26 protein-coding genes are annotated in these 24,221 nt (G+C 62.6%); 13 read left to right on the forward strand and 13 right to left on the reverse strand.

The annotated features are described in order from the left end of the window. Window positions 1-95: 95 nt before the first annotated feature. Window positions 96-542, forward strand: coding sequence for a MarR family winged helix-turn-helix transcriptional regulator (locus ABD919_RS08850; protein WP_345235632.1), 447 nt, complete (start codon window positions 96-98; stop codon window positions 540-542). A 13-nt stretch (window positions 543-555) separates the two neighbouring features. Then, complete coding sequence (locus ABD919_RS08855; RefSeq protein ID WP_345235633.1) at window positions 556-1,929, forward strand: serine hydrolase domain-containing protein; 1,374 nt, start codon at window positions 556-558, stop codon at window positions 1,927-1,929. 68 nt (window positions 1,930-1,997) lie between these two features. Here ABD919_RS08855 and ABD919_RS08860 read toward each other — a convergent pair whose 3' ends face one another. Both ABD919_RS08860 and ABD919_RS08865 read right to left on the reverse strand, forming a co-directional pair. Beyond that, entirely contained in the window at window positions 1,998-2,771 is a 774-nt protein-coding gene (locus ABD919_RS08860) for an acyl-CoA desaturase (RefSeq protein ID WP_345235634.1), read from the reverse strand. Window positions 2,772-2,990: 219 nt separating this feature from the next. Then, window positions 2,991-5,639 (reverse strand): hypothetical protein, encoded by a 2,649-nt coding sequence (locus tag ABD919_RS08865; RefSeq protein WP_345235635.1) that lies wholly within the window; start codon window positions 5,637-5,639, stop codon window positions 2,991-2,993. Between the two features lie 184 nt (window positions 5,640-5,823). Here ABD919_RS08865 and ABD919_RS08870 point away from each other — a divergent pair, with 184 nt between their 5' ends. Beyond that, complete coding sequence (locus ABD919_RS08870; RefSeq protein WP_345235636.1) at window positions 5,824-6,381, forward strand: DUF1572 family protein; 558 nt, start codon at window positions 5,824-5,826, stop codon at window positions 6,379-6,381. A 161-nt stretch (window positions 6,382-6,542) separates the two neighbouring features. Next, window positions 6,543-7,082 carry a 2'-5' RNA ligase family protein gene (locus tag ABD919_RS08875; RefSeq protein ID WP_345235637.1) on the forward strand — a complete coding sequence of 180 codons (540 nt, stop codon included), beginning with the start codon at window positions 6,543-6,545 and terminating at the stop codon, window positions 7,080-7,082. Between the two features lie 256 nt (window positions 7,083-7,338). Here ABD919_RS08875 and ABD919_RS08880 read toward each other — a convergent pair whose 3' ends face one another. Continuing rightward, window positions 7,339-8,007, reverse strand: a complete 669-nt coding sequence (locus ABD919_RS08880) for a DNA-3-methyladenine glycosylase family protein (RefSeq protein ID WP_345235638.1) — start codon at window positions 8,005-8,007, stop codon at window positions 7,339-7,341. 87 nt (window positions 8,008-8,094) lie between these two features. Between ABD919_RS08880 and nhaA the strand changes: the two genes are divergently transcribed. Next, window positions 8,095-9,240 carry a Na+/H+ antiporter NhaA gene (gene nhaA, locus ABD919_RS08885; protein WP_345235639.1) on the forward strand — a complete coding sequence of 382 codons (1,146 nt, stop codon included), beginning with the start codon at window positions 8,095-8,097 and terminating at the stop codon, window positions 9,238-9,240. Window positions 9,241-9,611: 371 nt separating this feature from the next. Here the strand turns inward: nhaA and ABD919_RS08890 are convergent, their stop codons facing one another. Further along, complete coding sequence (locus tag ABD919_RS08890) at window positions 9,612-10,655, reverse strand: threonine aldolase family protein (protein ID WP_345235640.1); 1,044 nt, start codon at window positions 10,653-10,655, stop codon at window positions 9,612-9,614. Between the two features lie 222 nt (window positions 10,656-10,877). Here ABD919_RS08890 and ABD919_RS08895 point away from each other — a divergent pair, with 222 nt between their 5' ends. Next, a complete protein-coding gene (locus ABD919_RS08895) occupies window positions 10,878-11,159 on the forward strand; it encodes a hypothetical protein (protein WP_345235641.1) in 282 nt (93 codons plus the stop codon). A 124-nt stretch (window positions 11,160-11,283) separates the two neighbouring features. Here ABD919_RS08895 and ABD919_RS08900 read toward each other — a convergent pair whose 3' ends face one another. Beyond that, entirely contained in the window at window positions 11,284-11,790 is a 507-nt protein-coding gene (locus tag ABD919_RS08900; RefSeq protein ID WP_345235642.1) for a metallophosphoesterase family protein, read from the reverse strand. Window positions 11,791-11,928: 138 nt separating this feature from the next. On the opposite strand from ABD919_RS08900, the gene ABD919_RS08905 reads away from it, so the two are divergent. Next, complete coding sequence (locus ABD919_RS08905; RefSeq protein ID WP_345235643.1) at window positions 11,929-12,636, forward strand: NUDIX hydrolase; 708 nt, start codon at window positions 11,929-11,931, stop codon at window positions 12,634-12,636. A gap of 17 nt (window positions 12,637-12,653) precedes the next feature. Then, complete coding sequence (locus ABD919_RS08910) at window positions 12,654-13,142, forward strand: hypothetical protein (protein WP_345235644.1); 489 nt, start codon at window positions 12,654-12,656, stop codon at window positions 13,140-13,142. 225 nt (window positions 13,143-13,367) lie between these two features. Here ABD919_RS08910 and coaD read toward each other — a convergent pair whose 3' ends face one another. The 4 genes from coaD to ABD919_RS08930 form a co-directional block, all read right to left on the reverse strand. After that, complete coding sequence (gene coaD / locus ABD919_RS08915; protein ID WP_345235645.1) at window positions 13,368-13,835, reverse strand: pantetheine-phosphate adenylyltransferase; 468 nt, start codon at window positions 13,833-13,835, stop codon at window positions 13,368-13,370. Between the two features lie 143 nt (window positions 13,836-13,978). Beyond that, window positions 13,979-14,851, reverse strand: a complete 873-nt coding sequence (locus tag ABD919_RS08920; RefSeq protein WP_345235646.1) for a DUF3822 family protein — start codon at window positions 14,849-14,851, stop codon at window positions 13,979-13,981. A gap of 97 nt (window positions 14,852-14,948) precedes the next feature. Further along, complete coding sequence (locus ABD919_RS08925; protein WP_345235647.1) at window positions 14,949-15,455, reverse strand: NUDIX domain-containing protein; 507 nt, start codon at window positions 15,453-15,455, stop codon at window positions 14,949-14,951. A 91-nt stretch (window positions 15,456-15,546) separates the two neighbouring features. Beyond that, window positions 15,547-16,149, reverse strand: coding sequence for a DUF4126 domain-containing protein (locus tag ABD919_RS08930; RefSeq protein ID WP_345235648.1), 603 nt, complete (start codon window positions 16,147-16,149; stop codon window positions 15,547-15,549). Window positions 16,150-16,234: 85 nt separating this feature from the next. On the opposite strand from ABD919_RS08930, the gene ABD919_RS08935 reads away from it, so the two are divergent. The 4 genes from ABD919_RS08935 (at window position 16,235) to ABD919_RS08950 (ending at window position 19,232) form a co-directional block, all read left to right on the forward strand. After that, window positions 16,235-16,669, forward strand: a complete 435-nt coding sequence (locus tag ABD919_RS08935) for a PaaI family thioesterase (RefSeq protein WP_345235649.1) — start codon at window positions 16,235-16,237, stop codon at window positions 16,667-16,669. A gap of 19 nt (window positions 16,670-16,688) precedes the next feature. Continuing rightward, complete coding sequence (locus tag ABD919_RS08940; RefSeq protein ID WP_345235650.1) at window positions 16,689-17,069, forward strand: hypothetical protein; 381 nt, start codon at window positions 16,689-16,691, stop codon at window positions 17,067-17,069. Further along, the gene (locus ABD919_RS08945) at window positions 17,069-18,499 is read left to right on the forward strand and encodes an ATP-dependent DNA helicase (protein ID WP_345235651.1); all 1,431 of its coding nucleotides are present in this window, start codon (window positions 17,069-17,071) and stop codon (window positions 18,497-18,499) included. Before ABD919_RS08940 ends, ABD919_RS08945 begins: the two co-directional genes overlap by 1 nt. A 190-nt stretch (window positions 18,500-18,689) precedes the next feature. Then, window positions 18,690-19,232: a DUF1573 domain-containing protein gene (locus ABD919_RS08950; protein WP_345235652.1), complete on the forward strand. Its 543-nt coding sequence runs from the start codon at window positions 18,690-18,692 to the stop codon at window positions 19,230-19,232. Between the two features lie 74 nt (window positions 19,233-19,306). On the opposite strand, the gene ABD919_RS08955 is transcribed toward ABD919_RS08950, so the two are convergent. The 4 genes from ABD919_RS08955 to ABD919_RS08970 form a co-directional block, all read right to left on the reverse strand. Next, window positions 19,307-19,684 carry a DUF423 domain-containing protein gene (locus ABD919_RS08955; RefSeq protein WP_345235653.1) on the reverse strand — a complete coding sequence of 126 codons (378 nt, stop codon included), beginning with the start codon at window positions 19,682-19,684 and terminating at the stop codon, window positions 19,307-19,309. Window positions 19,685-19,800: 116 nt separating this feature from the next. Next, window positions 19,801-21,051 (reverse strand): aspartyl protease family protein, encoded by a 1,251-nt coding sequence (locus ABD919_RS08960; RefSeq protein WP_345235654.1) that lies wholly within the window; start codon window positions 21,049-21,051, stop codon window positions 19,801-19,803. A gap of 69 nt (window positions 21,052-21,120) precedes the next feature. Further along, a complete protein-coding gene (locus tag ABD919_RS08965) occupies window positions 21,121-22,188 on the reverse strand; it encodes an o-succinylbenzoate synthase (protein WP_345235655.1) in 1,068 nt (355 codons plus the stop codon). 115 nt (window positions 22,189-22,303) lie between these two features. Beyond that, window positions 22,304-22,567: a KGG domain-containing protein gene (locus ABD919_RS08970; RefSeq protein ID WP_345235656.1), complete on the reverse strand. Its 264-nt coding sequence runs from the start codon at window positions 22,565-22,567 to the stop codon at window positions 22,304-22,306. A gap of 276 nt (window positions 22,568-22,843) precedes the next feature. On the opposite strand from ABD919_RS08970, the gene egtB reads away from it, so the two are divergent. Continuing rightward, on the forward strand, window positions 22,844-24,202 hold the full coding sequence (gene egtB / locus ABD919_RS08975) for an ergothioneine biosynthesis protein EgtB (protein ID WP_345235657.1): 1,359 nt from the start codon (window positions 22,844-22,846) through the stop codon (window positions 24,200-24,202). Window positions 24,203-24,221: the final 19 nt, after the last annotated feature.

Raw genomic sequence — 24,221 nt, forward strand, 5'->3', positions numbered from 1 at the left:
CGATAAACCTCAGGGATAAAACCTGACAAAAGAGAAAGGCGGGGTGAATAGCATGGTTGATATATCAACTACATTTGCAACATCAATTCCAGCCTATGCATCGCGAAACCCCAGCCCAAACCGTCCTCTACACCCTTGAGAAGGCCATCAAGGGCTACCGCCGGCTCTGCCAGCAGAACATCGACCAGGTGATGGACAACCTGACGGTAGACCAGGGCCTGGCCCTGATGGTGCTGAGCAAGCACCCCGCCCTGAGCCAGCAGGAGCTGGCCGAGCTGGTATTTAAAGACAAAGCCTCCATCACCCGCATTATTGAGCTGCTGGTGCAAAAAAGCTTGCTGGCGCGGGCCGAGCGCTCCACCGACCGGCGAAAATCAGTCTTGCGCCTCACGGACCGGGGCCGGCAGACCCTGGTTCAGCTCAGCGCCACCATACAACTCAACCAGCAGACGGCCCTGCAGGGGCTAAGCGAGGACGAGCTGACGCAGTTCGACGTCACCCTGCGAAAAATCATTGCCAACTGCACCTCGCCAAGACCATAATATACCCTAACTCATGCGCCTCAGAATTTTTGGGCTGCTGCTGGCGCTGGCCGGGCCAGTGGCCCTCGCGCAAAGCCAGCCCACACCCCTCCAGAACAAATTGGCTGCCTACATGCAAGGGCAGCACGACGTCAACAACTTTGCGGGGGTGGTGCTGGTAACCCGCCACGACACGGTGCTGCTGCACCGGGCCTACGGGCTGGCCGATAGCGAATGGGAGGTGCCCAACACCCTGGATTCGCGGTTTGCCCTCGCTTCCATTTCCAAGCACTTCACGGCCCTGGCCATCCTGCAGCTGGTGGAGCGTGGCCAGCTGCGACTTACCGACAAGCTCGGCACGTTTGTGCCGGGCTTCCCAAGCGGCGAGGCCATCACAATTCACCAGCTGCTGACCCACACGGCGGGGCTGGCCCTGGACTTTGAGGAGGTGTACCTGCAGCAGATGTCGGTGCCCAAGGATTCGGCACTGGCGTATATGCGGCGGCAGCCCCTGAAGTTTGCCCCGGGCACAGGCCTCTCGTACAGCAACGTGGGGTACTTCCTGCTGGGCTGCATCATTGCAAAAGCCTCGGGCCTGTCGTACGGGGAATACCTGCAGCGCAACATCTTCGCCGTGGCGGGTATGGCCAACACCGGCCTGCACAGCAACACGGCCCTGGTGCCGCGCCTGGCCCGGCTGTACTACCGCGAGGATACGGTGCTGGTGAAGAACCCCGCCATCAACTGGGACCTCAACGTGGGGCACGACGGGCTGTACTCCACCGCGGGCGACCTGGCCCGGCTGGACCAGGCCATGCGGGGCACGGCGTTGCTCAGCGAAGCCTCCAAGGCCCTAATGGCCACCCAGCACAACAAGCAGTTTCCGGGCAAGGGCTTCTTCGACCATTATGGCTACGGCATCTTCATCAACCCGTTTTACAACCAGGGGCATTACCTGCTGACCCACAGCGGGGGCTATTTCGGGGCCATGACCACGCTGGACCGCTACCCCGAGGACGGAATTTTCGTCACCGTGCTGTCGAACAATCAGGCCGAGTCGCACTGGATTAGCTACGGGCTGGCGGGCATCCTGTTTGGTAAAGCCGTGGAGCTGCCCTACGTGCACCGGCCGCTGCCCGCGGCCCCGGCCGGGCTGGCAGCGTTTGCGGGCCAATACGGCGAAACCACCATCCTCCATGCCAATGGCCAGCTCTACCTGCAAAGCCTCGACACGCCCCTGGTGCCCGAGTCGGCCCGCAAGTTTTTCAACCCGAAAAACCCCGACCGCACCGTGGAGTTTGTGCTGAACAAGGCCGGGCGCGTGCAGGCGCTGAAGCTGACCAAGGGTGGCGTACCCGAAACCCTGCCCCGGCAAGCTACGCCCCAGCAAAGCCGCGCCCGCCGCTAGCATGACTTGTAAAGACCTAAAAAAGGCTGCCCCGAAGCGGGGCAGCCTTTTTTATGGGTTAAGCGCGCTTAGGCCGCAGAGGCCAAATCCGGCGACATGGGAATGGCTTCCGACTTGGGCGTGCGCAGCCGGATAATGCCGACCTTGTCCAGGGTCCAGATAACGGGGTAGGTGGGGTCAATCTCCCACTTCTTCACGCCAAAGTTGACGCGGCTGGGCAGCTTGTGGTGGTTGTTCTGAAACAGCTCGCCGCCGGTGAGAAAGTCGAAAAACAGGGAGTTGCGGCTTTTGTCGTTGTTGTCGAAGTTCTGGTAGCCGTACTTGTGGCCGGCCCAGTTCACGATGGCCCCGTGGAAAGCGCCCATGGTGAAGTGAATGGGCAGCAGCAGGTACTGCCACCAGGCCGTGGCAAACTGCACGTAGAACAGAATGTAGAACACGCCCCAGCCCACGCGGGAGTACCACTTGTTGCCAAACTCCTCCAGCGAAGCCCACTCCGGGTAGTCGCCGGCAAAGCGCTGGGCGGCCACCGAGGTACCGGCCACGCACTCCTGGTACACGGTGCGCGTCTTCCACATCATGATGAAGGCGTTGTTGGAGAAGTGCGGGGAGTGGGGGTCCTTCTCGGTGTCGGAGTAGGCGTGGTGCATGCGGTGCAGCAGGGCGTAGGCCTTGGGCGACATAAAGCTGCTGCCCTGCATGAGGTAGCAGAAGACGAAAAACACCCGCTCCCAGGCGTACGACATGCTGAACATGCGGTGGGCGGCGTAGCGGTGGTGGAAAAACGTCTGGGTAAACAGCGACAAATACCAATGGGCGGCAAAGAAAACCAGAATGGCCATAAGCAGGATACTAAGGTTGGGCAGCAGCTTGGAGATGAGAAGCAGCAGCCTAAGGGAGTTAACTCAGGCGCCAGGGCTCAGCTAATGCTGCTGAAAGGTACGGCTTTGTCAGGGCTTGCGGACGAAAGCCTCTGGCTATAGCTTGCTATAGTAAGAAACCAAAGCCATTATCTGCAAACCAGGCGATGGCCCCAACAGCCAGCAGCTGAGCCGCAATGCCTACTTCGGCAGCGGCGCCTCATCTTTGAACTCACTGATTTTCTGCGCTTGCATTTGAGGCAGGCCCACGCTGTGAAACAGCCCGCTTACCACGCCCTGCCGCCAGAGGGTAAACACCGAGAAGCGGGACTCGCGGCGGGAAGTCATTTCGCCTAAAGCCAGCTTGCCGCCCTTGCGCGGGTTCTGGTCGCGGATAACCACTACGTTGGCTGCTTTAGACAGGAGGCGCTTGGCTAAGCTCTGCTTTACTTCGTCGTCCTTGTAGCTGAGCAGGCGCAGCTGCAGGCCGGTGTATTCGGCGCGCATGCTGCCTGTTACCTGCTGCTTGTCGGCCTGCAGCTGGAAGCGGATGCGCTGCACCTGGCCTTTTTTAAATTCCACCAGCCGCGTAGGAACGGTGATGGTGTTAAGAATGCTGAACGGTGCCGGCCCGAAAGTCCCCCACACCCGGTGGCGGCCCTGGGCATCGAGCAAGGCTATGGCCGCCTGCACATCCATGCGGCAGCGGCCGGCCAGGTAGGCGCTGGCCTGGGCCGTAAGCGGCGTGCGGGCGCTCTGCCGGCGCGGGTCGTTGCTGAGGTTACGGAAGGTAAGCTGGAAGCGGGTGATGCTCATGCTGCCGGTTTCGGGAGTGAGCGGGCTGCGGTAGCGCGAGTGCAGGCTGCCATTGCGGATGTCGAGGCGGCGGATGTCGAGCAATACGGGCAGCTGGCGGAATTGCTCGGGCGTAATCTTCGAGCGGTGCGGATTGATGGGCCCGCGGCCGTCGGAGGAGATGCGCACCGTTGGGGCCTGGGCCGTCACCTGCGCGATGCGAAACTGCCCCCGGTGAGCCAGTTGATGAAAGTCGAAGCCCGTAGCCGTAAGTGAGGGCAGGCGGACGCTGATGGCTGGCGCCTGGTAGCCTTTGCGCAGGTTGGTGGTTACGGCCGAGAAGGCCGGGGTGAGGGCCAACCCTTCGAAGCGTAGGGTTTGAGTGGCTGTGCTCAGGCGCACGCGCTGGCTGCTGGCCTGGTAGAAGGGGGCATCAAAGGACGTAGCCAGGCGGCCGGCGTCGGCCTGCCAGTCCCGGGCATAGGCAATACGGCGGGTGTCGGCCGCCGCCGCCGAGTCGATGCGGATGCCAGTGCCGGTTACGTTCAGCTGGCGGATGACCGGCGCGTGCTCCTGGCGCAGCAGGTGCAGGTAGCCGTCGCGCAGGCTAACACGGGCAATGTCGACGCGCCGCGCTACCGGCGCCAGCAGCTGCCAGATGGGAGGCGGTGGCTGGCTGGGCGGCTGGAAGGTGAGGTGCGGTGTAAGCAGCTGCAGGGCATCGGCCCGCAGCTGGTGCTGATGCTGCAGGGCCAGGGGCTGCAGGCCGGTAAGGGACAGCCGGGGGAGGGTGAGGTCGACGCGCACGGCGCCGCCCTGGCGAACTTTAGGCGGCACTATACGCAGCGAGCTCAGGGAGAAGGTGCCTGCCTTGGTCGAAAGCTGCAGGCTTTGCAGGCGGAGGTGGTGAGCAGCTGCCCGGGCCTCGCTGGGGCCCAGCGAGGCCTGCCAGGACTCCGCAAATAGAACCTGGCGCGGGCTCATCCGGAAGCTCGAGTCCAGCCGAACGCCGGCGCCGCTGACCTCAATGCCGCGCAGCACCGGCGCCGCCGTGGTGCCCGCTACGCGCAGCTGCCCGTCGCGCAGGCGCAGGTGGCTTAGCTCCAGGCTTCGCAGGTAGGGCCGCAGCGCTTGCTGCCAGGTGGTGGCTGCCGGCTGGGCGGCCGCCCTATAGCTGAGCTGTGGTGCCTGCAGCAGCAGCGAATCGGCCCGGAAGCGGCGCTGGTGCTGCAGTGCGGCCGTCTGAACTCCCGTGAGAGCCAGACGAGACCAGGTCAGGTTGATGCGGGACTGGCTGGCAGAGGCCACTCCGGCCGGCTGCGGCTGCACAGCCAGGGAGTCGATGGTCAGGTAGCCCTGCTTGGTGGCGAGACGAAGGCGGTGGGCGGCGGCGCGGTGGCCTGCCCCAGCAGCCTGAGCCTGCTGCAGGTGCAGCTGCCAGTTCATGGCATAGGCCACCCGCTGGGTGTCGGCCGCCCCGGCAGCGCTCAGCAGCAGCTCGTGAGCCACCACCTGGGCTTGCTCCACCCGCGCCTGGGGCTGGGTGGCGGGGCCATACTGCAGCTGGGCATGGAGCAGGCCCAGGTAGCCCACTTCCAGGCCCGTCAGGCCCAGGGGCAGCTGCGCGTGCAGGGGGCGGCCGGCTTTGCGGGTGGGCTGCGCGGGCAAAGCCAGCAGCTGCAGGCGCACCGAGTCGAGCACCACGCTGTCGAGCGGCACGGTGCCGCGGCGCAGCAGGGCCAGCAGGCCCACACCGGTCAGGTGCAGCCGGCCTACGTCGAGGCGCAGGCGGGGCAGGGTGTCGGCTACCGCACCTGCGGGGCGCAGGCGCAGGCCGCGCAGCCGCACGGCCCGCTCCCAGAGGCTGGTTTCCAGCCCCGCCACCTGCAGGCGGTATTGTCCCTGGGTTTGTTGGCTTACCTGCTGCTCCAGCTTGCGGCGCAGCCAGGGGTCGAGCCAGTGCCGGGCCAGGGCCAGCAGGCCTGCTACCAGCAGCAGCGTGCCCAGCAGCCACCACAGCCAGCGCGGAACGCGGCGCCGGGCAGTGGCAGGCAAAGCAGAGGGAGAAGGCGAAGATTCAGACACAGCGCATCAGATGGACCGGTAACGGTGAACAGGCCGGGCAGGGTTATGCATCCAACGGCCGAAGCGGGCACTGGTTTGAGACTCGCCAAAAAAAGAGTAAGTTGGCCGGCCCGCCAGCCCGTGCGGTACCGGTTGGCTGGGCCCCGCCTTCTCCATGGAAAATGCTAGTGTTTCTGAGCTGGCCCCGGCCGTGCTGGCTTCCTTTCGCCACAGCTTTCGCAGCTACAAGTCCTTGGCCGACCGCGCCCTGGCGCAGCTTGCCGATGCCGAGTGGCTGTTTGTGCCCGCGCCGGAGTCCAACAGCGCCGCCGTCATCGTCCAGCACATGATTGGCAACCTGCGCTCCCGCTTTACCGACTTCCTGAGCAGCGACGGCGAAAAACCCGACCGGCAGCGCGACCGGGAGTTTGAGGAACCGGCGGCTGCAGCGGCTATTCCTTCGCTTAAGCAGGAGTGGGAGGCTGCCTGGCATATTCTGTTCAACCTGCTCGACGAGCTGCAGCCCACCGACCTGCTGCGCACCGTCACCATCCGGCAGGAGCCGCACTCGGTGCTGAGTGCCCTGCAGCGGCAGGTGGCACACTACGCCTACCACGCCGGGCAGCTGGTGCAGCTGGCCAAAATCATTCGGGCCGGGGAGTTTGTCTCGCTCAGCATTCCCCGGGGGCAAAGCGAGGCCTTCAACCGGCAGCTCGCGGCCACCAAGCCTTAGCAGCGGCCGTTTAGCCGGCTTCTTAGCTGGCCCGGCTATTTTTGAGCCGGGCCGTTCCTTCGTCGCTTTTCCGGAACGACCGTAATGTTGGCTTTGGCCAGTCCCTTCCGTCTGTGGCCGCGAGAGCAGCCCCGTCGATTCTTCACCCTTTTTTCCGTCTGATGCTTGCCATAACGTCCTTGCTCAATCCCCGCAATGCCCAGCGCATCAGCCGCATTATTAAAGAGCTGGAGGTGAAGTTCGGCCTCGACGACGTGCAGGCCACCCCCGACCCCCACCTTACCTACCTGCTCACCGGCACCCGCCGTCTGAATGAGCTGAAGCAGGTATTGCAGGAAGTTGCCGCTACCACGCCCCCCTTCTCGGGCTTTACAACCGGCCTGGGTGTTTTTCCGGGCGAGAACCCGGTGATTTACATCCCGGTGCTGCGCTCCAACGACCTCAACCTGCTGCACCAGCGCGTGCTCGACGTGACGGCTCCGCTCTGCCGCCCCAGCCCATATTATTTGCCCGACCGCTGGCTGCCCCACCTCTCCCTGGCCCTGCACGACACCACGCCCGATGTGCTGGGCCCCGTGCTGCGCTACCTCAACCAGGAAACCTATAACCTGCGCCTCAACGTGAACAACCTGGCCATCCTGCGCAAAAAAGGCGACTTATTTGTGCGGGAAGAAGTGTTTGAGCTCAAGGGAAGGAATTGATTTTTTGATGGGGTGATGTGCTGATGTGCTAATTTTTTGATGTGCAAATGGGGTGATGTGCTGATGAAGAAAATAGAACGTCATGCTGAGCGGAGGCTAAGCATCTTGCCAGGGGAAGTAATCCTTTTTGAATGAGTTTACCCTCGTGGTAAAGATGCTTAGCCTGCGCTGCGTCGCCGCTTGATGCGCGGAATGCTCAGCATGACGTTCTTTTTCTACTTCATCACCTTCTCACCTCATTACCCCATCACTAAAATCAAACCGTGGGTGGAATCTGGGTGCCGTTGTCCAGCGACTGCCAGAGGTACTTGCAGGCCAGGGTGCGGTAGGGGCGCCAGGCTTCGGCAATGTGCAGCATGCGCTTTTGCAGGGCGCGGCCGGTTTCTTCCAGGCCGTAGAGGCGGCGCATGGCGTTCTGCACCCCCAGGTCGCCTTCGGAGAATACGTCGGGCTGGTCCAGGGCAAACATCTGCAGCATCTGGGCCGTCCAGCGGCCCACGCCCCGGATGGCGGTCAGGTGCCGGGTAAAGGCTTCCTCGTCGAGGCTGGTCAGGTGGTCGTAGTCGAGCAGGCCGCGCTCGTTGTACTCGGCAATGGCCTTGAGGTAGCCGGCTTTCTGCCGGGACAGGCCGGCCCCGCGCAGGGTGTCGTCGTCCATCTGCAGCAGGTCGCGCGGCTCGGGGTAGCCTTCCGGTGGAAACAGGGCCAGGAAGCGCTTCCACACCGCCGCGGCCGCCTTGGTCGAAATCTGCTGGCTGACGATGGCCCGTAGCAGGGCCAGGTACAAATCCTCGTGGGCGGCGGGCTTGATTTCCCGACCCCGGGCAATAAGGGCGCCCAGCTGTGGGTCGGCGGCGGAGAGGTGGGCAATGGCGGCCTGCAGGTCGTAGGAAGGCAGGGAAGGCGGGAGGTTGGCAAACGACATGTGGAAGAGAAAGCGGGGCGGGAAGGAATAACTTTGCCCAATATCGGGGTTGTTAACCCCTTTTTTGTAGTACCCGTTCCGCCTCACATGCCCATTCGCCGCGCGTTCAGCCCCATCCGAGAACTATCCGAAAGCGGCAAACTGGCGGGCTTACTGTTGATTCTGGCCACCATCACCTCGCTGCTGGTGAGCAACAGCCGCTTCGGCGCGCAGTACCTCGCCATCTGGGAGCAGCACCTGGGCCACGGCATCCTCTACCGCTCGGTGGGCCACTGGATAAACGACGGGCTGATGACCATCTTCTTCTTCACGGTGGGCCTGGAAATCAAGCGCGAGGTGCTGGAGGGCGAGCTGGCCGAGCCCCGACAGGCCCTGCTGCCGGCCCTGGCGGCCGTCGGCGGGGTGGCCATGCCCGCCCTCATCCACCTGGCCCTGAACTATGGCACGCCGGCCGCCAGCGGCTGGGCCATTCCCACCGCCACCGACATTGCCTTCTCGCTGGGCATCCTGGCCTTGCTGGGCAAGCGCGTGCCGCCCAGCCTGCGCATCTTCCTCACGGCCCTGGCCATCATCGACGACCTGATGGCCGTGCTCATCATTGCCGTGTTTTACTCCAGCAACCTGCACTGGGGCTACCTGGGCGGCGCCGCCGGCTTTTTTGCCCTGCTGCTGGGCCTGAACCGGCTGGGGGTGCGCAAGCTGACTCCCTATCTGCTGCTGGGCCTTGCCCTGTGGTTTTGCGTGCTGCAGTCGGGCGTGCACGCCACCGTGGCCGGCGTGCTGCTGGCCCTCACCATTCCCCTGCGGCGGGTGGCTGTGCTGGAGCGGCTGCTGCAGCGGCCGGTCAGCTACGTGCTGCTGCCCTTGTTTGCCCTCAGCAACACCACCATCGTGCTGGGAGCAGCGGCCACGGTCGGGCTTACCTCGGCCATGGCGCTGGGCATTGCCGGCGGGCTGTTCCTGGGCAAGCCTCTGGGCATTGTGGGCGTGGTGGCCCTGCTGGTGCGCCTGGGCTGGGCCCGCCTGCCCGAGGGTGTGAGCTGGCCGCAGATGCTTGGGCTGGGCTTCACCGCCGGTATCGGCTTCACCATGGCCATTTTCATCGCCACGCTTTCTTTTTCCGACCCCGCGGCCATCGACGTAGCCAAGCTGGCCGTGCTGCTGGGCTCGCTGGCCGCGGCCGTAGTCGGGGCTACTATCCTGGGGTTGTCCAAGCGCAGCCGGCGGGCTTAACTCTGCACGCCTTTTTTTGAGTTAAAAGTTAAAAATTAAGAGTTAAAAGGCGGTATGCTCTTTTACTCTCTCCTTAGGTTTGTTGGCCTTGTACAGACTGCCTTCGAGCTTGGGGAAAACCCGGTGTAGGGCCACCGAAACCCAGGTCGACACGCAGGGGCTTTAACTTTTATAGTTCTCGCGAAATGGTCTGCGAAACCTGAACGATGTAGAGACGCAACATTTTGCGTCTGCGGGACTGCGCCATTAAAGCCGGGATTGCGCTGTTCGCATCGTTCGGGTATCGTTCAACGAGGAGACGCAAAATGTTGCGTCTCTACATCCGCCAGACGTTCCGCAATGCACTTTGGGACGAGCATAACTCTCAACTTTTAACTGATTTTACCCAGCGCCGCCAGCACCCGCTCAATGCCGGCATCGTCCACGTCGAGGTGGGTAACGAAGCGTATCCACTGCGGCCCGAAGCTGCTGGCCCGGATGCCCTGCTCTTCGAGGTTGCGGAGGAAGTCGACGGCCGGCAGGCGGTCGGCGAGGCGGAAAATTACCAGGTTGGTTTCCGGGGCCAGCACGTCGGTCACGTAGGGCTGCTGCAGCAGGGCTTCGGCGAGCTGGGCGGCGCGGCGGTGGTCGTCGGCCAGGCGCTCCACGTTGTGCTCCAGGGCATACAGGCCGGCGGCGGCCAGGTAGCCCGCCTGCCGCATGCCCCCGCCCATCACCTTGCGGATGCGGCGGCACTTGCGAATAAAGGCCGCCGAGCCCAGCAGCACCGAGCCTACGGGCGTGCCCAGCCCTTTCGACAGGCACACCGAGATGGAGTCAAACAGCTGTCCGTAGTCTTCCGAGCGCTGCCCGGTTGCCACCACGGCGTTGAACACCCGGGCGCCGTCGAGGTGCAGGGCAATGCCTTCGCGCCGGGCCAGGTCGGCAATTTCCTGCATGTCGTTCCAGGCATAGCAGGTGCCGCCGCCGCGGTTGTGGGTGTTTTCGAGGCAGATAAGGCTGGTGGTGGGGTAGTGCAGGTTTTCGGGCCGGATGGCGTCGCGCACCTGGGCAGCCGTGACCCGGCCCCGGTCGCCAACCAGCAGCGCCACCGAAGCGCTGGAGTGAAAGGCGATGCCGCCTACTTCCCAGAGGTATACGTGGGCCGTCTGTTCACACACCACCTCACTCAGCGGCTCGGTGTGGGCCTTGATGGCAATCTGATTGGCCATGGTGCCCGAAGGACAGAACAGGCCGGCTTCGAGGCCGAAGCGGGCCGCCGACACCGCTTCCAGCTCGCACACGGTGGGGTCTTCCTCGTACACGTCGTCGCCCACAGGGGCCGAAAACATAGCCTGCAGCATGCCGGCAGAAGGACGGGTAACGGTGTCGGAGCGGAGGTCGATGAAGGGAAGAGAAGAAGCCGGAGAAGTCATGGAAGCAGGTTGGAGAGGGGATGGCAGGAAGTGGGAGCAGGAAAGCCAAGGGCTGCAGATGTAGCACCAGGCGACTACAAAAGTAGCTCTTACAAAGCGCTGCCCCGGGGCCTGGCCAGCCTTTAGCCCGGCAAAATGCCTATCGGACTTGCACTTTCGAAATCAAAGGCGTACTTTTGCCCTCCATTTCGTAAGACCCTAGATTTTAAATAACTCGGCACCATGTCCGTTACCCGTCTGAAGCGTAAGCACCGCAAGAACATTGCCCGTGCCAACAACAAGCAGAACATCATCAAGAACCTGCTGCGTACTCCCGTTCTGAAAAACGTGGACCTGGAAGAGCTCAAAGCCCGTTTCCCCAAGAAGGGCGCAGCCGGTGCCGTAGCTGCCGTAGCCGAAACCGCTACCCAGGTAGTTGAGAAGGTGAAAGAAGTAGTCGCCGACGTTGTGGAGTCGGTGAAAGAAGCCGTTTCGGGCGACAACACCGCCGAAGACAACGCTTAAGGTAGCCTAACGGCCTGCCAATCCCGGGCCGTTGCCTTGCAGCCGGTTTATACATCCATAAGCCCTGCCGCCTGCTAGCCAGGTGGCAGGGCTTGTCGGTTTCTGCTGGGGGCAGCCAAAGTGCCTATAGGCCGGTGCGCTTGCCCAGCTCCACGGCCTGCAGCTCCACCACCTTGCCGGCAGCGATGCCAAAGCGCAGCAAGGTGCGCACCTGGTGGAAGCCGTGCCGCCCGGCCGCTCCCGGATTGAGGTGCAGCAAACCCAGCCGGGCGTCGGGCATAACCCGCAGAATATGGGAGTGGCCCGAAATGAAGAGCCCGGGGCGGCTGGCCGCCAGCAGGGGCCGGGCGGCCGGGGAATAGTGCCCGGGATAGCCGCCAATGTGGGTCATCAGTACGCGCAGGCCTTCTAGCTCAAAGTCTTGCACTAAGGGTTGGGTACGGCGGACGTCCGCGCCGTCGATATTCCCGTACACGCCCCGGAAACACGGTGCCAGCGTCTGCAATTGGCTGACCACGGCGGCATCGCCGAAATCGCCGGCGTGCCAGATTTCATCGCAGCCGCGCAAGTGGTGGGCGATGCGCTCGTCGAGGTAGCCATGGGTGTCGGAAAGTAAGCCGATGCGCTTCATGCCGCAAAGATGCGGCGGGCGTGCAAACCGGCACCGCCGTGTATCTTGCGGCCGCTGCCGATGGCCGTGCGTTTAGCCATCTGCCCGCCGCTAACCCCGTGTTTCGCTAGTCCTAACGCCCTTCACTTTGCCCTTGCGATGAATATTTTCATCAACGACATTCCGCTGGTTATCAAAAAACAGAGCGAGAAAGTATACAAACATAAATACGACCTGGTGCTCAACCCCGACGACGAGTTCACGTCCAAGGATTTGGTGGGCGACGTGCTGGTGCGCGATGCCGGGCCACTGTTTATCGACCGCCTGCTGCGGCTGATGGAAGTGAAAAAGCTGAAAAAGCTGAAGTCGCTGACCATGCTGGTGAAAAAGAAGAAGTACATCACCCTGCACCTCAAAGACCAGTTTAAGATTGCCAAGGCCGCCGGTGGCCTGGTGGTGAAAGACGACCAGGTGCTGATGATTTACCGCCTTGGCAAATGGGACCTGCCCAAGGGCAAGCTCAAAAGCGACGAAGACACCGCCCTGGGCGCGGTGCGCGAGGTGGAAGAGGAAACCAACATCAAGCTGGAGCTGGGCCAGAAGCTGCCCAGCACCTGGCACAGCTATGCCTACAAAGGCAACAAGATGCTGAAAAAGACCAGCTGGTACGTGATGAAGTGCATCGACGACAACCTGATGAAGCCCCAGGCCGAGGAGTACATCGAAGAAGTGCGCTGGATGAGCCCCCAGGAAGCACTGGCCAAGCTGGAGGATTCCTACGCCTCCATCGCGCTGGTGATGCGCCACTATTTAAGCAATATTGCCGGCAAGCCGGCCGCCAAAGAGGCCCCGGCCGCCGGAAAATAGTCCTATCTTGCGTGCCTATGCGGCCACGTCAGACATTTGTAGCACTTGCCCTGCTGACGGCCTCTGTAGGCTGGGGGGGATGCTCGGGCGCGCATGAGCAAAACAGCAGTAAGGTAGCCGCCCGTCCCGGCCGTCACTTTGCCGGCCCCGTGGTGGATGTGTCGGCCTTCCTGGGTTTAAGCATCGACGAGCTGTACCAGCGGGTGGGGCCCCCCAAGCCCCTGCCAGCCGGTTTTGTCGACCCGGTTACCTTGCCGCTTAAGCAGCGGGGCATCTATACCGACTCAGCCGCGCTGCTTCAGCTGGGCCCCCTGAATATGGTGGTCACCTTCGACATCAATACCCACCAGGTGAGCGACTTCATTCTGCTAGGCAGCGACGAAGAACAGATAATGTACCAGGGCAATCTGAAGCTCAACTCAGAAAAGTACCTGGTTATGCCCGTCTTTGAGATGGGGCGCCCCCGGCAGCTGCTTGGGCTGCGCGTGGTATCGAAAAAGATGTAAGCCTGGGCAGGCTGCACACCCGTAGCAAAGAAGCAGTGACGCGGCTTCTTTGGCTGATTATGGCGTAAAAGGGCCGAAACGGGGAGGGTTAAAAGAGGCAAACGGGCTTCGGAATAGCACTGCCTAACCCAAGCGGCGGAACGCTTCGCTTGGTTCCGAAGGGTCGGGACATGGCTGACGAACACCGCCCCTCTGAAGTTTGCCCGCTATACTGCGCAACCTGACTTATTTAGTGGCGGCAGGCAGCTCAAAGGGCACAAACTGCCGGGCATCGCCGCCAAAGCGGTGAATCTCGCGGATGATGGTGCTGCTGATGGCCGCCAGGGCCGGCGAGGTTATCAGGAACACGGTTTCCAGGCCCGGGTTAATGTGGCGGTTGACCTGGGCAATGGTGTTCTCGTACTCGAAATCCGTGGTGTTGCGCAGCCCCCGCAGCAGAAAGCCCGCTCCAACTTCACGGGCAAACTCGGCGGTAAGGCCTTTAAAGGAGCACACCGATACCTTGGGCTCGTGCTTAAACACGCTGCTTATCATGCCCACCATGCGCTCGACCGGAAAGTAGCGCTGCTTGCTGCTGTTGTCGCCAATGGCAATAATAACCTGGTCGAAAAGCACAGCCCCACGCCGCACCACGTCGAGGTGGCCATTGGTGAAGGGGTCGAACGAGCCAGGGAACAAGGCAATGCGCGGCATGGCTGTTTTAATTAAAAATTAAAAATTAAGAATTAAAAATTAAAAATTGTTTCTGAGAAAAGCGGGTTTGTACTTCTCAGCTTCTTGGCCCAGAGCCAGCACATCAGCCTATCGCCACATCAGCACATTAAAAAGCCAGCACATCAAACGAAGTGCAGGCTCAGTACATCGAAGTAGCGGTGCTCGAATACGTCGTTGAGGCGGTAGCTGTACTGCACGTCGAGGGGGCGGTCGCCGAAGCGTACCTGCCGCAGGTAGCTCCGCAGCAGGGCAAATACGGCCGAGTCGTGCGTGAGCTCGCCCCATACGGTTACTTCGTCCTGGTCGGGGTTGAGGCCCAGCTCCTGCATAACGAGGATGGTGTAATACACCACGTCCTCGGCCGAGGCAAAAGCAAACACGTTGCAATACTCCAGCTGGGCACCCAGCACCACCAGGGTAAGCTCGTGCTCGCCCAGGTTCAGGTAAAGCTGGCGGGCAGTACCTGCCCGCCGCTGATGGGCCACGCCGGCCAGCAGGGCGCTGGTATGATGCAGCAGGCGGCCAGCCGGGCCGTGGGTAGTGGCCAGCCAGTCGGCCACGGCAGTTTCCACGGCAAAGATGTTGACCAGCTCCAGGCTGCCGTGGCCAAAGTGGCGGGCCACTTCGGTGGGGGCCAGGGTGTGATGCAGGCGCAGGGCCGCGGCTTCATCGCCGGGGTGGAACAGCGGAGCCGGGAGCAGGGTGAAGGCCCGGCCACTAACTGCCAGCCGCACTTCATTCCAGCCGCGGGTATTCAGGAAGTCGTGCTGGGCGGCCAGGTCGGGCAGGGCGCCCACCGGCAGCTCATAGTCTTCCAGGCCCACGAACTTGCGGCGCTCGGCATCGGCTACGGCCAGGCGCAGGCGGCGGGGGCCTGCCAGCAGGTAGAGATTGTAGGAGCCGGGAGTAGCGGGGTCAAAGGTTTCGTCGCGGAGTCGCAGCAGCGGCGACGCGCCTACGGGAACAGACGAAGCAGAAGTAGCGGTTGCAAACACGAAGAATAGCTTAGGCCCGGCCATCGGCCGGGCCTAAAGATACAGGCGCCGCCGCAACCTTATGGGCATGGCCCCGGGGCTTGCGGCCGCGTCCCGCTCAGCGCAGTCTTACCTGGGGCACGAATACATCGTCGGGGCTGAGGATAAGCGCCAGCACCGGATGCACCTGGGGCGGGGGCAGATGCAGCAGCTGCCGGGGCGTAAGCCAGGCCAGCTGGGTGAGCAGCTGCTCGCCAGGGGCATGCTCCGGGTCGTGGCCCAGCCGGGGCTGGGCGTGTTCGTCTTCGGGCACCACTTCAAAGAACAGCTCCAGGGCCTGCAGCCCTTCGCTGCTGAACTCGTGCAGGTGGAGAAAACGGCCCACGCGCACCACCAGGCCGGTTTCTTCCCGAAACTCGCGAATCAAGGCTTCCCGGATGCTCTCGCCGAACTGCCAGCCGCCGCCGGGAGGCGACCAGAAGGGTGCGCCATCGGGCAGCAGGCCGCGGTGGGCTGCCAGCAGCAGGGCTCCATTGCGCAGCAGCAATCCTCCTACGCGCACCCGCACGCGGCCCTGGTAGGCATGGAGCAGTGAATCGGACGTGGCGGGGAAAGAGGCAAGCATAAGCTGGCAGCTGGGCGGTTGGAACGTGCGCAGGTACGCAAACGCCGCGCAAAGGGTGATATTTTCTGAAGACTGGAAAAAGAAAAAAAGTTTATTCGAAAGACTCTTCCGTAACGGGCAGGCCCCGGCGGCGCCAGCGCCGCAGCCGGCTGAGAATGAACAGCAGCTGGCCCAGCACCAGCGCCGCCGCCAGCAGGGGAAGCAGCAGCGTCAGCACCACGCCGCCCAGGGCCAGGGTATTTTCGATTGTGGCCAGCACGGGGTTGGCCAGGCCACCGGTAGCGGCGCTGGAGCCGGCCCGCAGCAGGGCGGTGCTGCTTTGCACCAGGCCGGCCGTGCCGCCACCCACCAGAATGCCCAAGGTCCAGCGCAGGGTAGGGTCGAGCTGGGGTAGGGCCGACGTCATGAGGATGGTGCCGGCCACAAAGGAGGCAGGCGTGGTAATGGCGTCCAGCACATTATCGACCCAGGGCAGGTAGTAGCCGGCCAGCTCCGCCAGGGTGGCCACCGCCAGGGTGAGTACAGCCGGCCAGGAGCCCAGCCAGACAAAGCCCACGGCCGGCGTCAGAAAGCCCGTGCGGTACGCAATGCTGGCAGCCAGCAAGGGCACAAACACCCGAAAGCCGCTGCAGGCCGCCAGCCCCAGGCCCAGGGCGCCCGCCACAACATACTGCGAAAAGGGAAGCTGTTCCATAAATGATGGGTCAGAAGAATAAGGACGCTGAAAGGTAGTCAGCCCCGCCGGGTGGGTATCTTTGGTACATTAAAAAAACTGTTCTGTGACCGACTCTACAAGCCCTTCGGCAGCCGACCTGGAAGCCCGCATTCGTCAAAAGCTTACCCGCCAGCACTTCATGCACCTGATTGGTGCCGACCTCACCCTGATTACGCCCGGCCGGGTGGAGGCCGAGCTGCAGCTGGCCCAGCAGCACCAGCAGCAGCGGGGCTTTGCCCACGGCGGCCTTATTGCCACCATGGCCGACCTGGTGGCCGGCTTTGCCGGGGTCACCCTCATTCCCGACGGCCACGGCATGGTAACCGTGGAGCTGAAGGTGTCTTACCTGCACCCCGGCGTGGGGCAAAAGCTGAGAGCCGTTGGCTGGGTGCTCAAGGCCGGCCGGCGCCTGCACTTTTGCGAAGCCGAGGTATGGTGCGACGAGCTGCTGATTGCCAAAGCTACCGGAACTATGGCGGTTATTGAGCCCCTTGTATAAGGGTTAAACGAAATGACTAATGGAAGAAGGGATTAATTACCGACAGCAGTTGCATGCTTGGCTTACCGAAACGGTGGAGCACGAAAAGCCTGCAGCAGGAATTGTGGCTTTTCGCTTTGGCCTTACCGAAACAGAAGAGTCCTATGTACTGTATTTGGCTGGCCATACTAAGCACGATAAAGACAATTATGAGTGGGCCTGTTATGAGCCGGAATTCATGGCTGAAACCGAACTGCACTTCCCAATAAAAGACGAACAACAATGGGAATGGATACTACTGGAAGTTATTCGGTCGCTGGGTTGGGGTTTGAGGACGGAAGTCATTGATGCTTCCTTTCTGGGAGGTGAAATGCCTGTTTATACAGGATTTGTAGGAGGTGATTTATTCAGAATCAAGTAATGCTTTCCATACGCACGCCGTCCGTTCGCGACTTTTTTCCCTACGAGCCCACCGAGGACCAGGCCACCCTGTTTACGCAGCTCGACGAGTTTCTGCGCGACCAGCTGCCGGGGCGCAAGGTGTTTGTGCTGCGCGGCTACGCCGGTACCGGTAAAACCACCGTGGTAAGTGCCCTGGTGCAGTGGCTGCACCAGCGCCAGCGCAAGTACACGCTGATGGCCCCCACCGGCCGCGCCGCCAAGGTGATGGCCGGCTACGCGGGCGTGGCTGCCAGCACCATTCACAAGAAAATTTACCGCCAGACCTCCGGCGCCCCTAGCGAGCGCCTCAACTTCCAGCGCCAGCCCAACCGCACCGAGCAGATGCTCTACATCGTGGACGAAGCGTCCATGATTTCGGATGAGAAGGCCTTTGGCGAGAACGGCCTGCTGGATGACCTGATGGGCTACGTGTTTGAGAAGTCCACGAACCGCCTGCTGCTGATTGGCGACACGGCCCAGCTGCCGCCGGTGGGGCAGCTGCTGAGCCCGGCTCTCGACCCTGAGCTGCTGGCCCACCGCTTCCGCGCCCGCGTCGACAGCGTGGAGCTGCGCCAAGTGATGCGCCAGGCCCAGGAGTCGGGCATTCTGATGAATGCCACGGAGCTGCGCGAAGAGCTCCGCGAGGAAACGCCCAACATTCAGCTCTACACCAAGGGCTACCGCGACATCTTCCGCATGGGCGGCGACAAGCTCGAAGACGGCCTGCGCTGGGCCTACCGCAACTTCGGGCACGAGAACACCACCATTATCTGCCGCTCCAACCGCAACGCCAACCAGTACAACCAGCTTATCCGGCGCGCCCTGTTCGATGCCGAGGAGGAGATTGAGGGCGGCGACTACCTGATGGTGGTGCGCAACAACTACTTCTGGCTGCCCAAGGACTCCGAAATCGGCTTCCTGGCCAACGGCGACTTCCTGCAGATAACCAAAATCGTGCGGCGGGAAGAGATGTACGGCTTCCGCTTTGCCCAGGCCCAGGTGCGGCTCGTGGACTACCCCGACGAGCCGGAAATAGAGGTAAAGCTGCTGCTCGACACCCTGCATACCGAGTCGCCGGCCCTGCCTTCCGACCGCAACAACGCGCTCTACCAGGCCGTGAGCGAGGACTATGCCGACGTGAAAACCAAGGCCGAGCGCTACAAGCTGCTCAAGCAGGACCCCTACCTGAATGCCCTGCAGGTGAAGTTTGCCTATGCCCTGACCTGCCACAAGGCCCAGGGCGGGCAGTGGCAGGCCGTGTTTGTCGACCACGGCTTTCTCAAGCCCGACGAGCCGCTGGCCGGGGAGTTTGCCCGCTGGCTGTACACGGCCATCACGCGGGCGTCGGAGCGGCTGTTTCTGCTTAATTTTCAGCAGAAGCTGCTGGCCGAGCAGCCGGCGGAAGATTAAACGGCCGGCCCGCCGCAGCGCATCCCTGGATGATTCGCGAGCTGAAAGGAATCCAAATTCCTGCACAATGGTTTGCAGTCTGCCTTCATGTCTTTTTCACCTGACACGCTTTAGTTTGGCCGCAGATTTGCAGGCCCGCACGAAATCCTTAAATTTGTTTAACCTCAATCCTACAATTCGTTTCAACCTTATGAAAAAAGTACTGCTCTTGGCTCTCAGCCTGACTGCTACCGCGTATACCGTTCAGGCCCAGTCGGTGAAGCCTGCCAATGCCATTGATAAAGTAGTTGGCCCGGCCATCACCTTTGAAGAGTCGAAGTACGACTTCGGTGAAATTGCCCAGGGTGGCGTGGTTACGCACGTGTTTAAGTTCAAAAACACCGGCTCGGCGCCGCTTATCATCTCCAACATCGGCGTAAGCTGTGGCTGCACCACCCCGGAGTGGACCAAGGACCCGATTATGCCCGGTAAAAGCGGCACCATCACGGCCAACTTCAACACGGCCGGCAAGATGGGCATGCAAAATAAGGTGCTGACCATTGAGTCGAACGCAACCGGCGGCAACACCACCGTGGCCCTGGTAGGCAACGTGAAGGAGGCCAACTCCACGCCCACGGCCGACATCAAAGTGGAAGGCCCCGGCGCCATGGCGCCGGTAGCTGCGGCGCCGGAAGAAAAGAAGATGAAGGAAAAGTCGGGCGAGACCAAGGTGAAGGTGAAAACCAAGAAATAGCTTCTGCCCCCCTATAACAAAGGCGGTCCGCACCTGCGGGCCGCCTTTTTTTGTGTCTGGCGCCGCCAGCTGTCCTACAGGCTGCGCACGGCCCAGGCCAGGCTCAGCCAGCCGGCCAGCAGGAGCAGGCCGCCAATGGGAGCCACTATGCCCATTTTGGTGATGCCCGTGAAGCAAAGCACGTACAGCGAGCCGCTGAATAGCAGAATGCCGCCCACCCACAGCCAGGCAGGCGTGCTGAGGCTGCGCAGCTCGGGCCGGAAGGCCCAGAGCGTACCCAGGGCAAACAAGGCCAGCACGTGGTAGAACTGGTAGCGCACAGCGGTTTCGAAAGTGTCGAGGCGGCCGGCTTTTTCCAGCATGTCGTGCAGCTTATGGGCACCAAAAGCCCCGATGGCTACACCCAGGGCACCCAAAAGCCCGGCAAGCTGAAGTACTAGACGAAAAGTCATTTTCAGGAAAAAATAAGAAAGCTGGGAATGAAGGGTTTGTGCGGAGGCCAGGTTCGAGCGCCTCCGCTGCGTAGCGAAAGGTAGCCACGCGGCGCCCTATGGCCCCGCCAGAAAGCTTAAATCTGGCGCTTCAGGCGAACAATGGTGGTGTAGAGCTCGCCATTGGGCCGGCGCAGCACCATGTAAAGGGCCCGTCCGTCTTCGGAGTGCAGCAGGCGGCTGAGCTGCGTAAGGGTGAAGAAGTGGGCCGGCACCAGGTTGACGCCTACCAGCTCGTCATCGGCCAGCAGGCCCGCCTGTGCTGCCGGCGAGCCGGGCACCACACCCAGCACCACGTAACGGCGAAGGTCGGGGCCGGTCGCCAGCAGGTCCAGGCCGCACATGTCGTGCTCAAAAGGCTCGTTGAACTGGGCGTTGGGGCGCAGCAGCATGCGCTGGTGCGGGTAGTCGATAATAAGGGAGAACCGCTTGAGCAGCTCAAAGCCGATGTTGCCGTTGCGGGGCGTGGTAACCCGGCTATGCACGTCGGCAGCTACCGGAAAAGAAGTAAGCACCGACCGCAGCGTGTGGCGCCCCAGCTGCAGCACGGGCGTCCGCCCCAGGTGGCCGCGTACCACCCCGGTGATGCCCCGCCCCAGCTCGGCCGTAATGCGCCTGGCCGGCAGGCGCAGGCGCGGGTCGGAGTCGGTTTCGATGGACAGGGCGTGACCAGCGCCGGTGTCCAGCACCAGCTTCAGGGGCAGGGTAAGGGAGTCGGAAATCATTACGGGGGCGGTCAGGTAAGCCTTGCCGCCTTCCAGGGAAAGCGGCAGGGCCGCCCACTGCTTGCCGCTGGGCGCCACAAAGCTTTCGGGGTCGTAGAGGTGCAGCTGGCCCGTGTGCGGCTGCAGCGACACCACAAAGCTTTGAAACAGCTCCGAGCCCAGAATGCCGTGGATGGGCATGCCCACGTAGCCGGACAGGTTGAGCACGTCTTCGGACAGCACCAGCAGGCTCATGGCGGGCGCCACCACCCCCGGCATGGTTAGCCGCACGTTGGTGGTTTGGTAGGCCTGCAGGCCAGTGGCTTCGCCCCCGGCGCCGACTACCCGAAACAGCTGCCCACGCGCAAGGCGGAGCGAGTCGGCCAGCCGGGCATCGGTAATAAGCGAAGTGCTGACCCCCGTATCGAGCAGGAAGTTGAATGGGCCCGCCCCGTTCAGGTGGGCACTGACCACAATCAGGTTGCGCTGCGACTGGAAATAGAGGCGGGCTTTTTTCTGCTTGGGCTTTTCAAATACAAAAAATGTACTGCCGCTTTGCGCAACTGCTGGTAAGCAGCAGCTCCACAGCCAAAGCAGAGAGCAGGCAAAGCGCAGAAAGGACATGAAGGGTGCTGGAAACCGGGCTGGGTAAATAACGCATAAGATGCGTTATTTTTAGCAACCGATGCGCGCTCAGGGCATTTCCCACACGCCGCCCGGCTCATAATGCAGGCAGCCCGCCCGGATGTGCAGGGGCGCAGTCACGTTGTTGTGGTAGAGCTGTCCGGTGCCCAGGCCCTGGGGGAAGTCAGAAACGGGGTATTCGGCCGTGAGCTGGGCCACGGCATTGAGGCCGACATTGGATTCCAGGGCCGAGGTCATCCACCAGGCCAGGCTCCGGGCCTGGGCCAGGGCAATCCAGCGGCGCGTAGCGGCGTGCCCGCCCAGCAGCGTGGGCTTAAGCACCAGGTAGGCCGGGGCAATGGCATCGAGCAGGGCCTCCTGCTGGTCGGGGTCGGTAACGCCAATCAGTTCTTCGTCGAGCGCAATGGGCAGGGGAGCGTGGCGGCACAGCTGAGCCAGGGCTGCCGCCTGCCCGGGCCTGATGGGCTGCTCGATGGAGTGAATGGCGAAGGGCGCCAGCTGCTCCAGCCGGCCCAGGGCTTCCTCGGGCCGGAAGGCGCCGTTGGCATCCACGCGCAGCGTCAGCTCCCCGGGGCCGGCTATGGCCCGTATTTCGGCCAGCAGGCGAAGCTCGGTGGCGAAGTCCAGGCTGCCAATCTTGAGCTTGAGGCAGGAGAAGCCCGCCGCCAGCTTCTGCTCAATCTGTCCGCGCATGAATTCCGCATCGCCCATCCACACCAGCCCATTGATGGGCAGGCCGGCCTGCCCCCGGCTGAAGGCATTGTCGTACAGCCGGCGCGGGCTGTTCCCGGCCAGGTCCAGGGCCGCTGTTTCGAGGGCAAACCGCAGCGCCGGCAGGTGGGCGCCCACGAAGGCCGGCACCTGGGCCGGGTCGAAGGTGCGGAGGCCGGCCTGGTTGAAGCGCTGGCACAGCTGCTCTACTTCGTGCGCAAACCCCGGGCCGTAGTCGGGGCTGAGGCCGGCCAGGGGAGCCGCTTCGCCCAGGCCTACCGCTTCGGGCCGGGCCGCATCGCGCAGCTGCAGGTACCAGGCTGTGTGCGTGCTAAGGGCGCCACGGGAGGTGCGGGCCGGAAAGTTAAAGCGCAGCGCACGCTGCGAAGCAGAAAGGTGAAGCATGGCACAAAGATGCGCCCCCGCCAGTGCCGCCACGACGAGGGAATACGAAAAAGCAGCCCCGCGCGGGCGGGGCTGCTTTTCAGAGTAATGGAATGGGCTATGGCCAGCTGGCTGCTTACTGCTTGGTGCTGTCTTTGCCCCGGCGGCTTACCAACCCGCCTTTGCGGCCGGCATCGCGGGCCTCTTCGGCCGAGAAGCGGTGGCCGCGGCCGCTGGCGTGCGAGGCTTTGCCGCCTTCGCTGGCAATGCGGCGCTGGGTTTCGGGGCTCATGGCCGCAAACCCCCGGCGGCTTTTGGTGCCTACCCGGTTGGCCGGGCGGGTAGCCGCTTTGGCTGCGGAAGTGGTGGCGGTGCTGGCGGCGGTGCTAAGTGAGTTCATAATGCGGGTATAAAGTGGTGGAGTGAGGGCCTTGTAAAGGCTGCCGGCCCTGGCAGCCTTGGCTAGTTAGTGATTTGGCCCGCAATAGGTTGCAAACGGTAGGGAAATGGCTTTAAAATACCGCTTTCTACCGAGAAGCTCCTCCGTATTTGTTCCCACAGCTCCTCCGTATTAACGCCTCCGCTACGTAGCAAACGACGGCTTTGGGGCGTCGACCATAACCCTGGGGCCGAACTGGTGGTTTGCAGTTCGATACCTTGCCATCTCCTGCTACCTATGAACCCTGTGCTTTCCGCTCCTGCTTCCTCTGCTGCTGCCACTGCCTGGACGGGCCGCTACCAGGCCGTGCGCCAGCAAACCGAGGCCCTGTGTGCGCCGCTGCTGCCCGAAGACACGGTAGTGCAGCCCATGCTGGACGTGAGCCCGCCCAAGTGGCACCTGGCCCACACCACCTGGTTTTTTGAAACGTTTCTGCTCAAAGAATACGGGGCAGGCTATCAGGTGTTTCACCCCGACTATGCCTACTTGTTCAACTCCTATTACAACTCGCTTGGCTCGCGGGTAAACCGGGCCGACCGCGGCACCATTTCGCGGCCACCCCTGGCCGACGTGCTGGCGTACCGGGCCTATGTAGACCAGGCCATGGCCGGGCTGCTGGCCCAGGCCGAGGAGCTGCCCGCCGCCTTTGCCGAAGTGATGGAGCTGGGCCTGCAGCACGAGCAGCAGCACCAGGAGCTGCTGGCAACCGACATTAAGTACATTCTGAGCACCAGCCCGCTCGCCCCGGCGTACCTGAGTGAACCGTCAAAAGGTAAAAGTGAAGAGTTAACCGAACGACAGGGGATAGCTGATTACAACGTTCAGCAGCTGCCTTCTACCTTGCCGGAAGCGCGCTTCCTGCCCGTGCCGGGCGGCATCTACCGCATTGGTTTCCAGGAGCGGGGCTTTTGCTTCGACAATGAGCTGGCCGTGCACGAGGTGCTGCTGGCCCCGTTTGAGCTGCAAAACCGGCTGGTAACCAATGGCGAGTACCTGGCTTTTATGGAGGCCGGCGGCTACCGCGACTTCCGCTACTGGATGGGCGAAGGCTGGGACCTGGCCCAGCGCGAGGGCTGGGAGGCGCCGCTGTACTGGGTGAAGCAGCCCGAAGGCTGGTTCCGCTTCACCCATCACGGCCTGCAGCCGCTGAGCCTGGCGGCTCCGGTGACTCACATCAGCTTCTACGAAGCCGATGCCTACGCCAACTGGGCCGGCGCCCGCCTGCCCACCGAGCAGGAGTGGGAGGCCGCCGCCCGCTACTTCGGCGCTGGCACCAGGGGCGGCACCTGGGTGGAAAGCCAGCGCTTCGACCCCCAGCCGCTGCCCGCCTCGGCTGACCCCGCTAGCTGCCACCAGCTGCTGGGCGACTGCTGGGAGTGGACCTACTCGGCCTACCATGCCTACCCCGGCTACCAGCGGGCCGCCGGCGCCCTGGGCGAGTACAACGGCAAGTTTATGGTCAACCAGCTGGTGCTGCGCGGGGGCTCCTGCGCCACGCCCGAAAGCCACGCCCGTATCAGCTACCGCAACTTCTTTCACGCCGACAAGCGCTGGCAGTTTACCGGCATCCGCCTGGCAAGGTCGGTTAATAGGTAGCAGTTAGCAGTTAGCAGTT

Origin of the sequence: Hymenobacter saemangeumensis (assembly GCF_039541835.1) — a bacterium.
In the GTDB taxonomy this organism is placed as follows: Bacteria; Bacteroidota; Bacteroidia; order Cytophagales; family Hymenobacteraceae; genus Hymenobacter; species Hymenobacter saemangeumensis.

Bases quoted from the DNA above. Each gene is read 5' to 3' on its own strand.
- ABD919_RS08850 (WP_345235632.1), top strand. From the start codon at position 96: ATGCATCGCGAAACCCCAGCCCAAACCGTCCTCTACACCCTTGAGAAG.
- ABD919_RS08855 (WP_345235633.1), top strand. From the start codon at position 556: ATGCGCCTCAGAATTTTTGGGCTGCTGCTGGCGCTGGCCGGGCCAGTG.
- ABD919_RS08860 (WP_345235634.1), bottom strand. From the start codon at position 2,771: ATGGCCATTCTGGTTTTCTTTGCCGCCCATTGGTATTTGTCGCTGTTT.
- ABD919_RS08870 (WP_345235636.1), top strand. From the start codon at position 5,824: ATGGAAAATGCTAGTGTTTCTGAGCTGGCCCCGGCCGTGCTGGCTTCC.
- ABD919_RS08875 (WP_345235637.1), top strand. From the start codon at position 6,543: ATGCTTGCCATAACGTCCTTGCTCAATCCCCGCAATGCCCAGCGCATC.
- ABD919_RS08880 (WP_345235638.1), bottom strand. From the start codon at position 8,007: ATGTCGTTTGCCAACCTCCCGCCTTCCCTGCCTTCCTACGACCTGCAG.
- nhaA (WP_345235639.1), top strand. From the start codon at position 8,095: ATGCCCATTCGCCGCGCGTTCAGCCCCATCCGAGAACTATCCGAAAGC.
- ABD919_RS08890 (WP_345235640.1), bottom strand. From the start codon at position 10,655: ATGACTTCTCCGGCTTCTTCTCTTCCCTTCATCGACCTCCGCTCCGAC.
- ABD919_RS08895 (WP_345235641.1), top strand. From the start codon at position 10,878: ATGTCCGTTACCCGTCTGAAGCGTAAGCACCGCAAGAACATTGCCCGT.
- ABD919_RS08900 (WP_345235642.1), bottom strand. From the start codon at position 11,790: ATGAAGCGCATCGGCTTACTTTCCGACACCCATGGCTACCTCGACGAG.
- ABD919_RS08905 (WP_345235643.1), top strand. From the start codon at position 11,929: ATGAATATTTTCATCAACGACATTCCGCTGGTTATCAAAAAACAGAGC.
- ABD919_RS08910 (WP_345235644.1), top strand. From the start codon at position 12,654: ATGCGGCCACGTCAGACATTTGTAGCACTTGCCCTGCTGACGGCCTCT.
- coaD (WP_345235645.1), bottom strand. From the start codon at position 13,835: ATGCCGCGCATTGCCTTGTTCCCTGGCTCGTTCGACCCCTTCACCAAT.
- ABD919_RS08925 (WP_345235647.1), bottom strand. From the start codon at position 15,455: ATGCTTGCCTCTTTCCCCGCCACGTCCGATTCACTGCTCCATGCCTAC.
- ABD919_RS08930 (WP_345235648.1), bottom strand. From the start codon at position 16,149: ATGGAACAGCTTCCCTTTTCGCAGTATGTTGTGGCGGGCGCCCTGGGC.
- ABD919_RS08940 (WP_345235650.1), top strand. From the start codon at position 16,689: ATGGAAGAAGGGATTAATTACCGACAGCAGTTGCATGCTTGGCTTACC.
- ABD919_RS08945 (WP_345235651.1), top strand. From the start codon at position 17,069: ATGCTTTCCATACGCACGCCGTCCGTTCGCGACTTTTTTCCCTACGAG.
- ABD919_RS08950 (WP_345235652.1), top strand. From the start codon at position 18,690: ATGAAAAAAGTACTGCTCTTGGCTCTCAGCCTGACTGCTACCGCGTAT.
- ABD919_RS08955 (WP_345235653.1), bottom strand. From the start codon at position 19,684: ATGACTTTTCGTCTAGTACTTCAGCTTGCCGGGCTTTTGGGTGCCCTG.
- ABD919_RS08960 (WP_345235654.1), bottom strand. From the start codon at position 21,051: ATGTCCTTTCTGCGCTTTGCCTGCTCTCTGCTTTGGCTGTGGAGCTGC.
- ABD919_RS08965 (WP_345235655.1), bottom strand. From the start codon at position 22,188: ATGCTTCACCTTTCTGCTTCGCAGCGTGCGCTGCGCTTTAACTTTCCG.
- ABD919_RS08970 (WP_345235656.1), bottom strand. From the start codon at position 22,567: ATGAACTCACTTAGCACCGCCGCCAGCACCGCCACCACTTCCGCAGCC.
- egtB (WP_345235657.1), top strand. From the start codon at position 22,844: ATGAACCCTGTGCTTTCCGCTCCTGCTTCCTCTGCTGCTGCCACTGCC.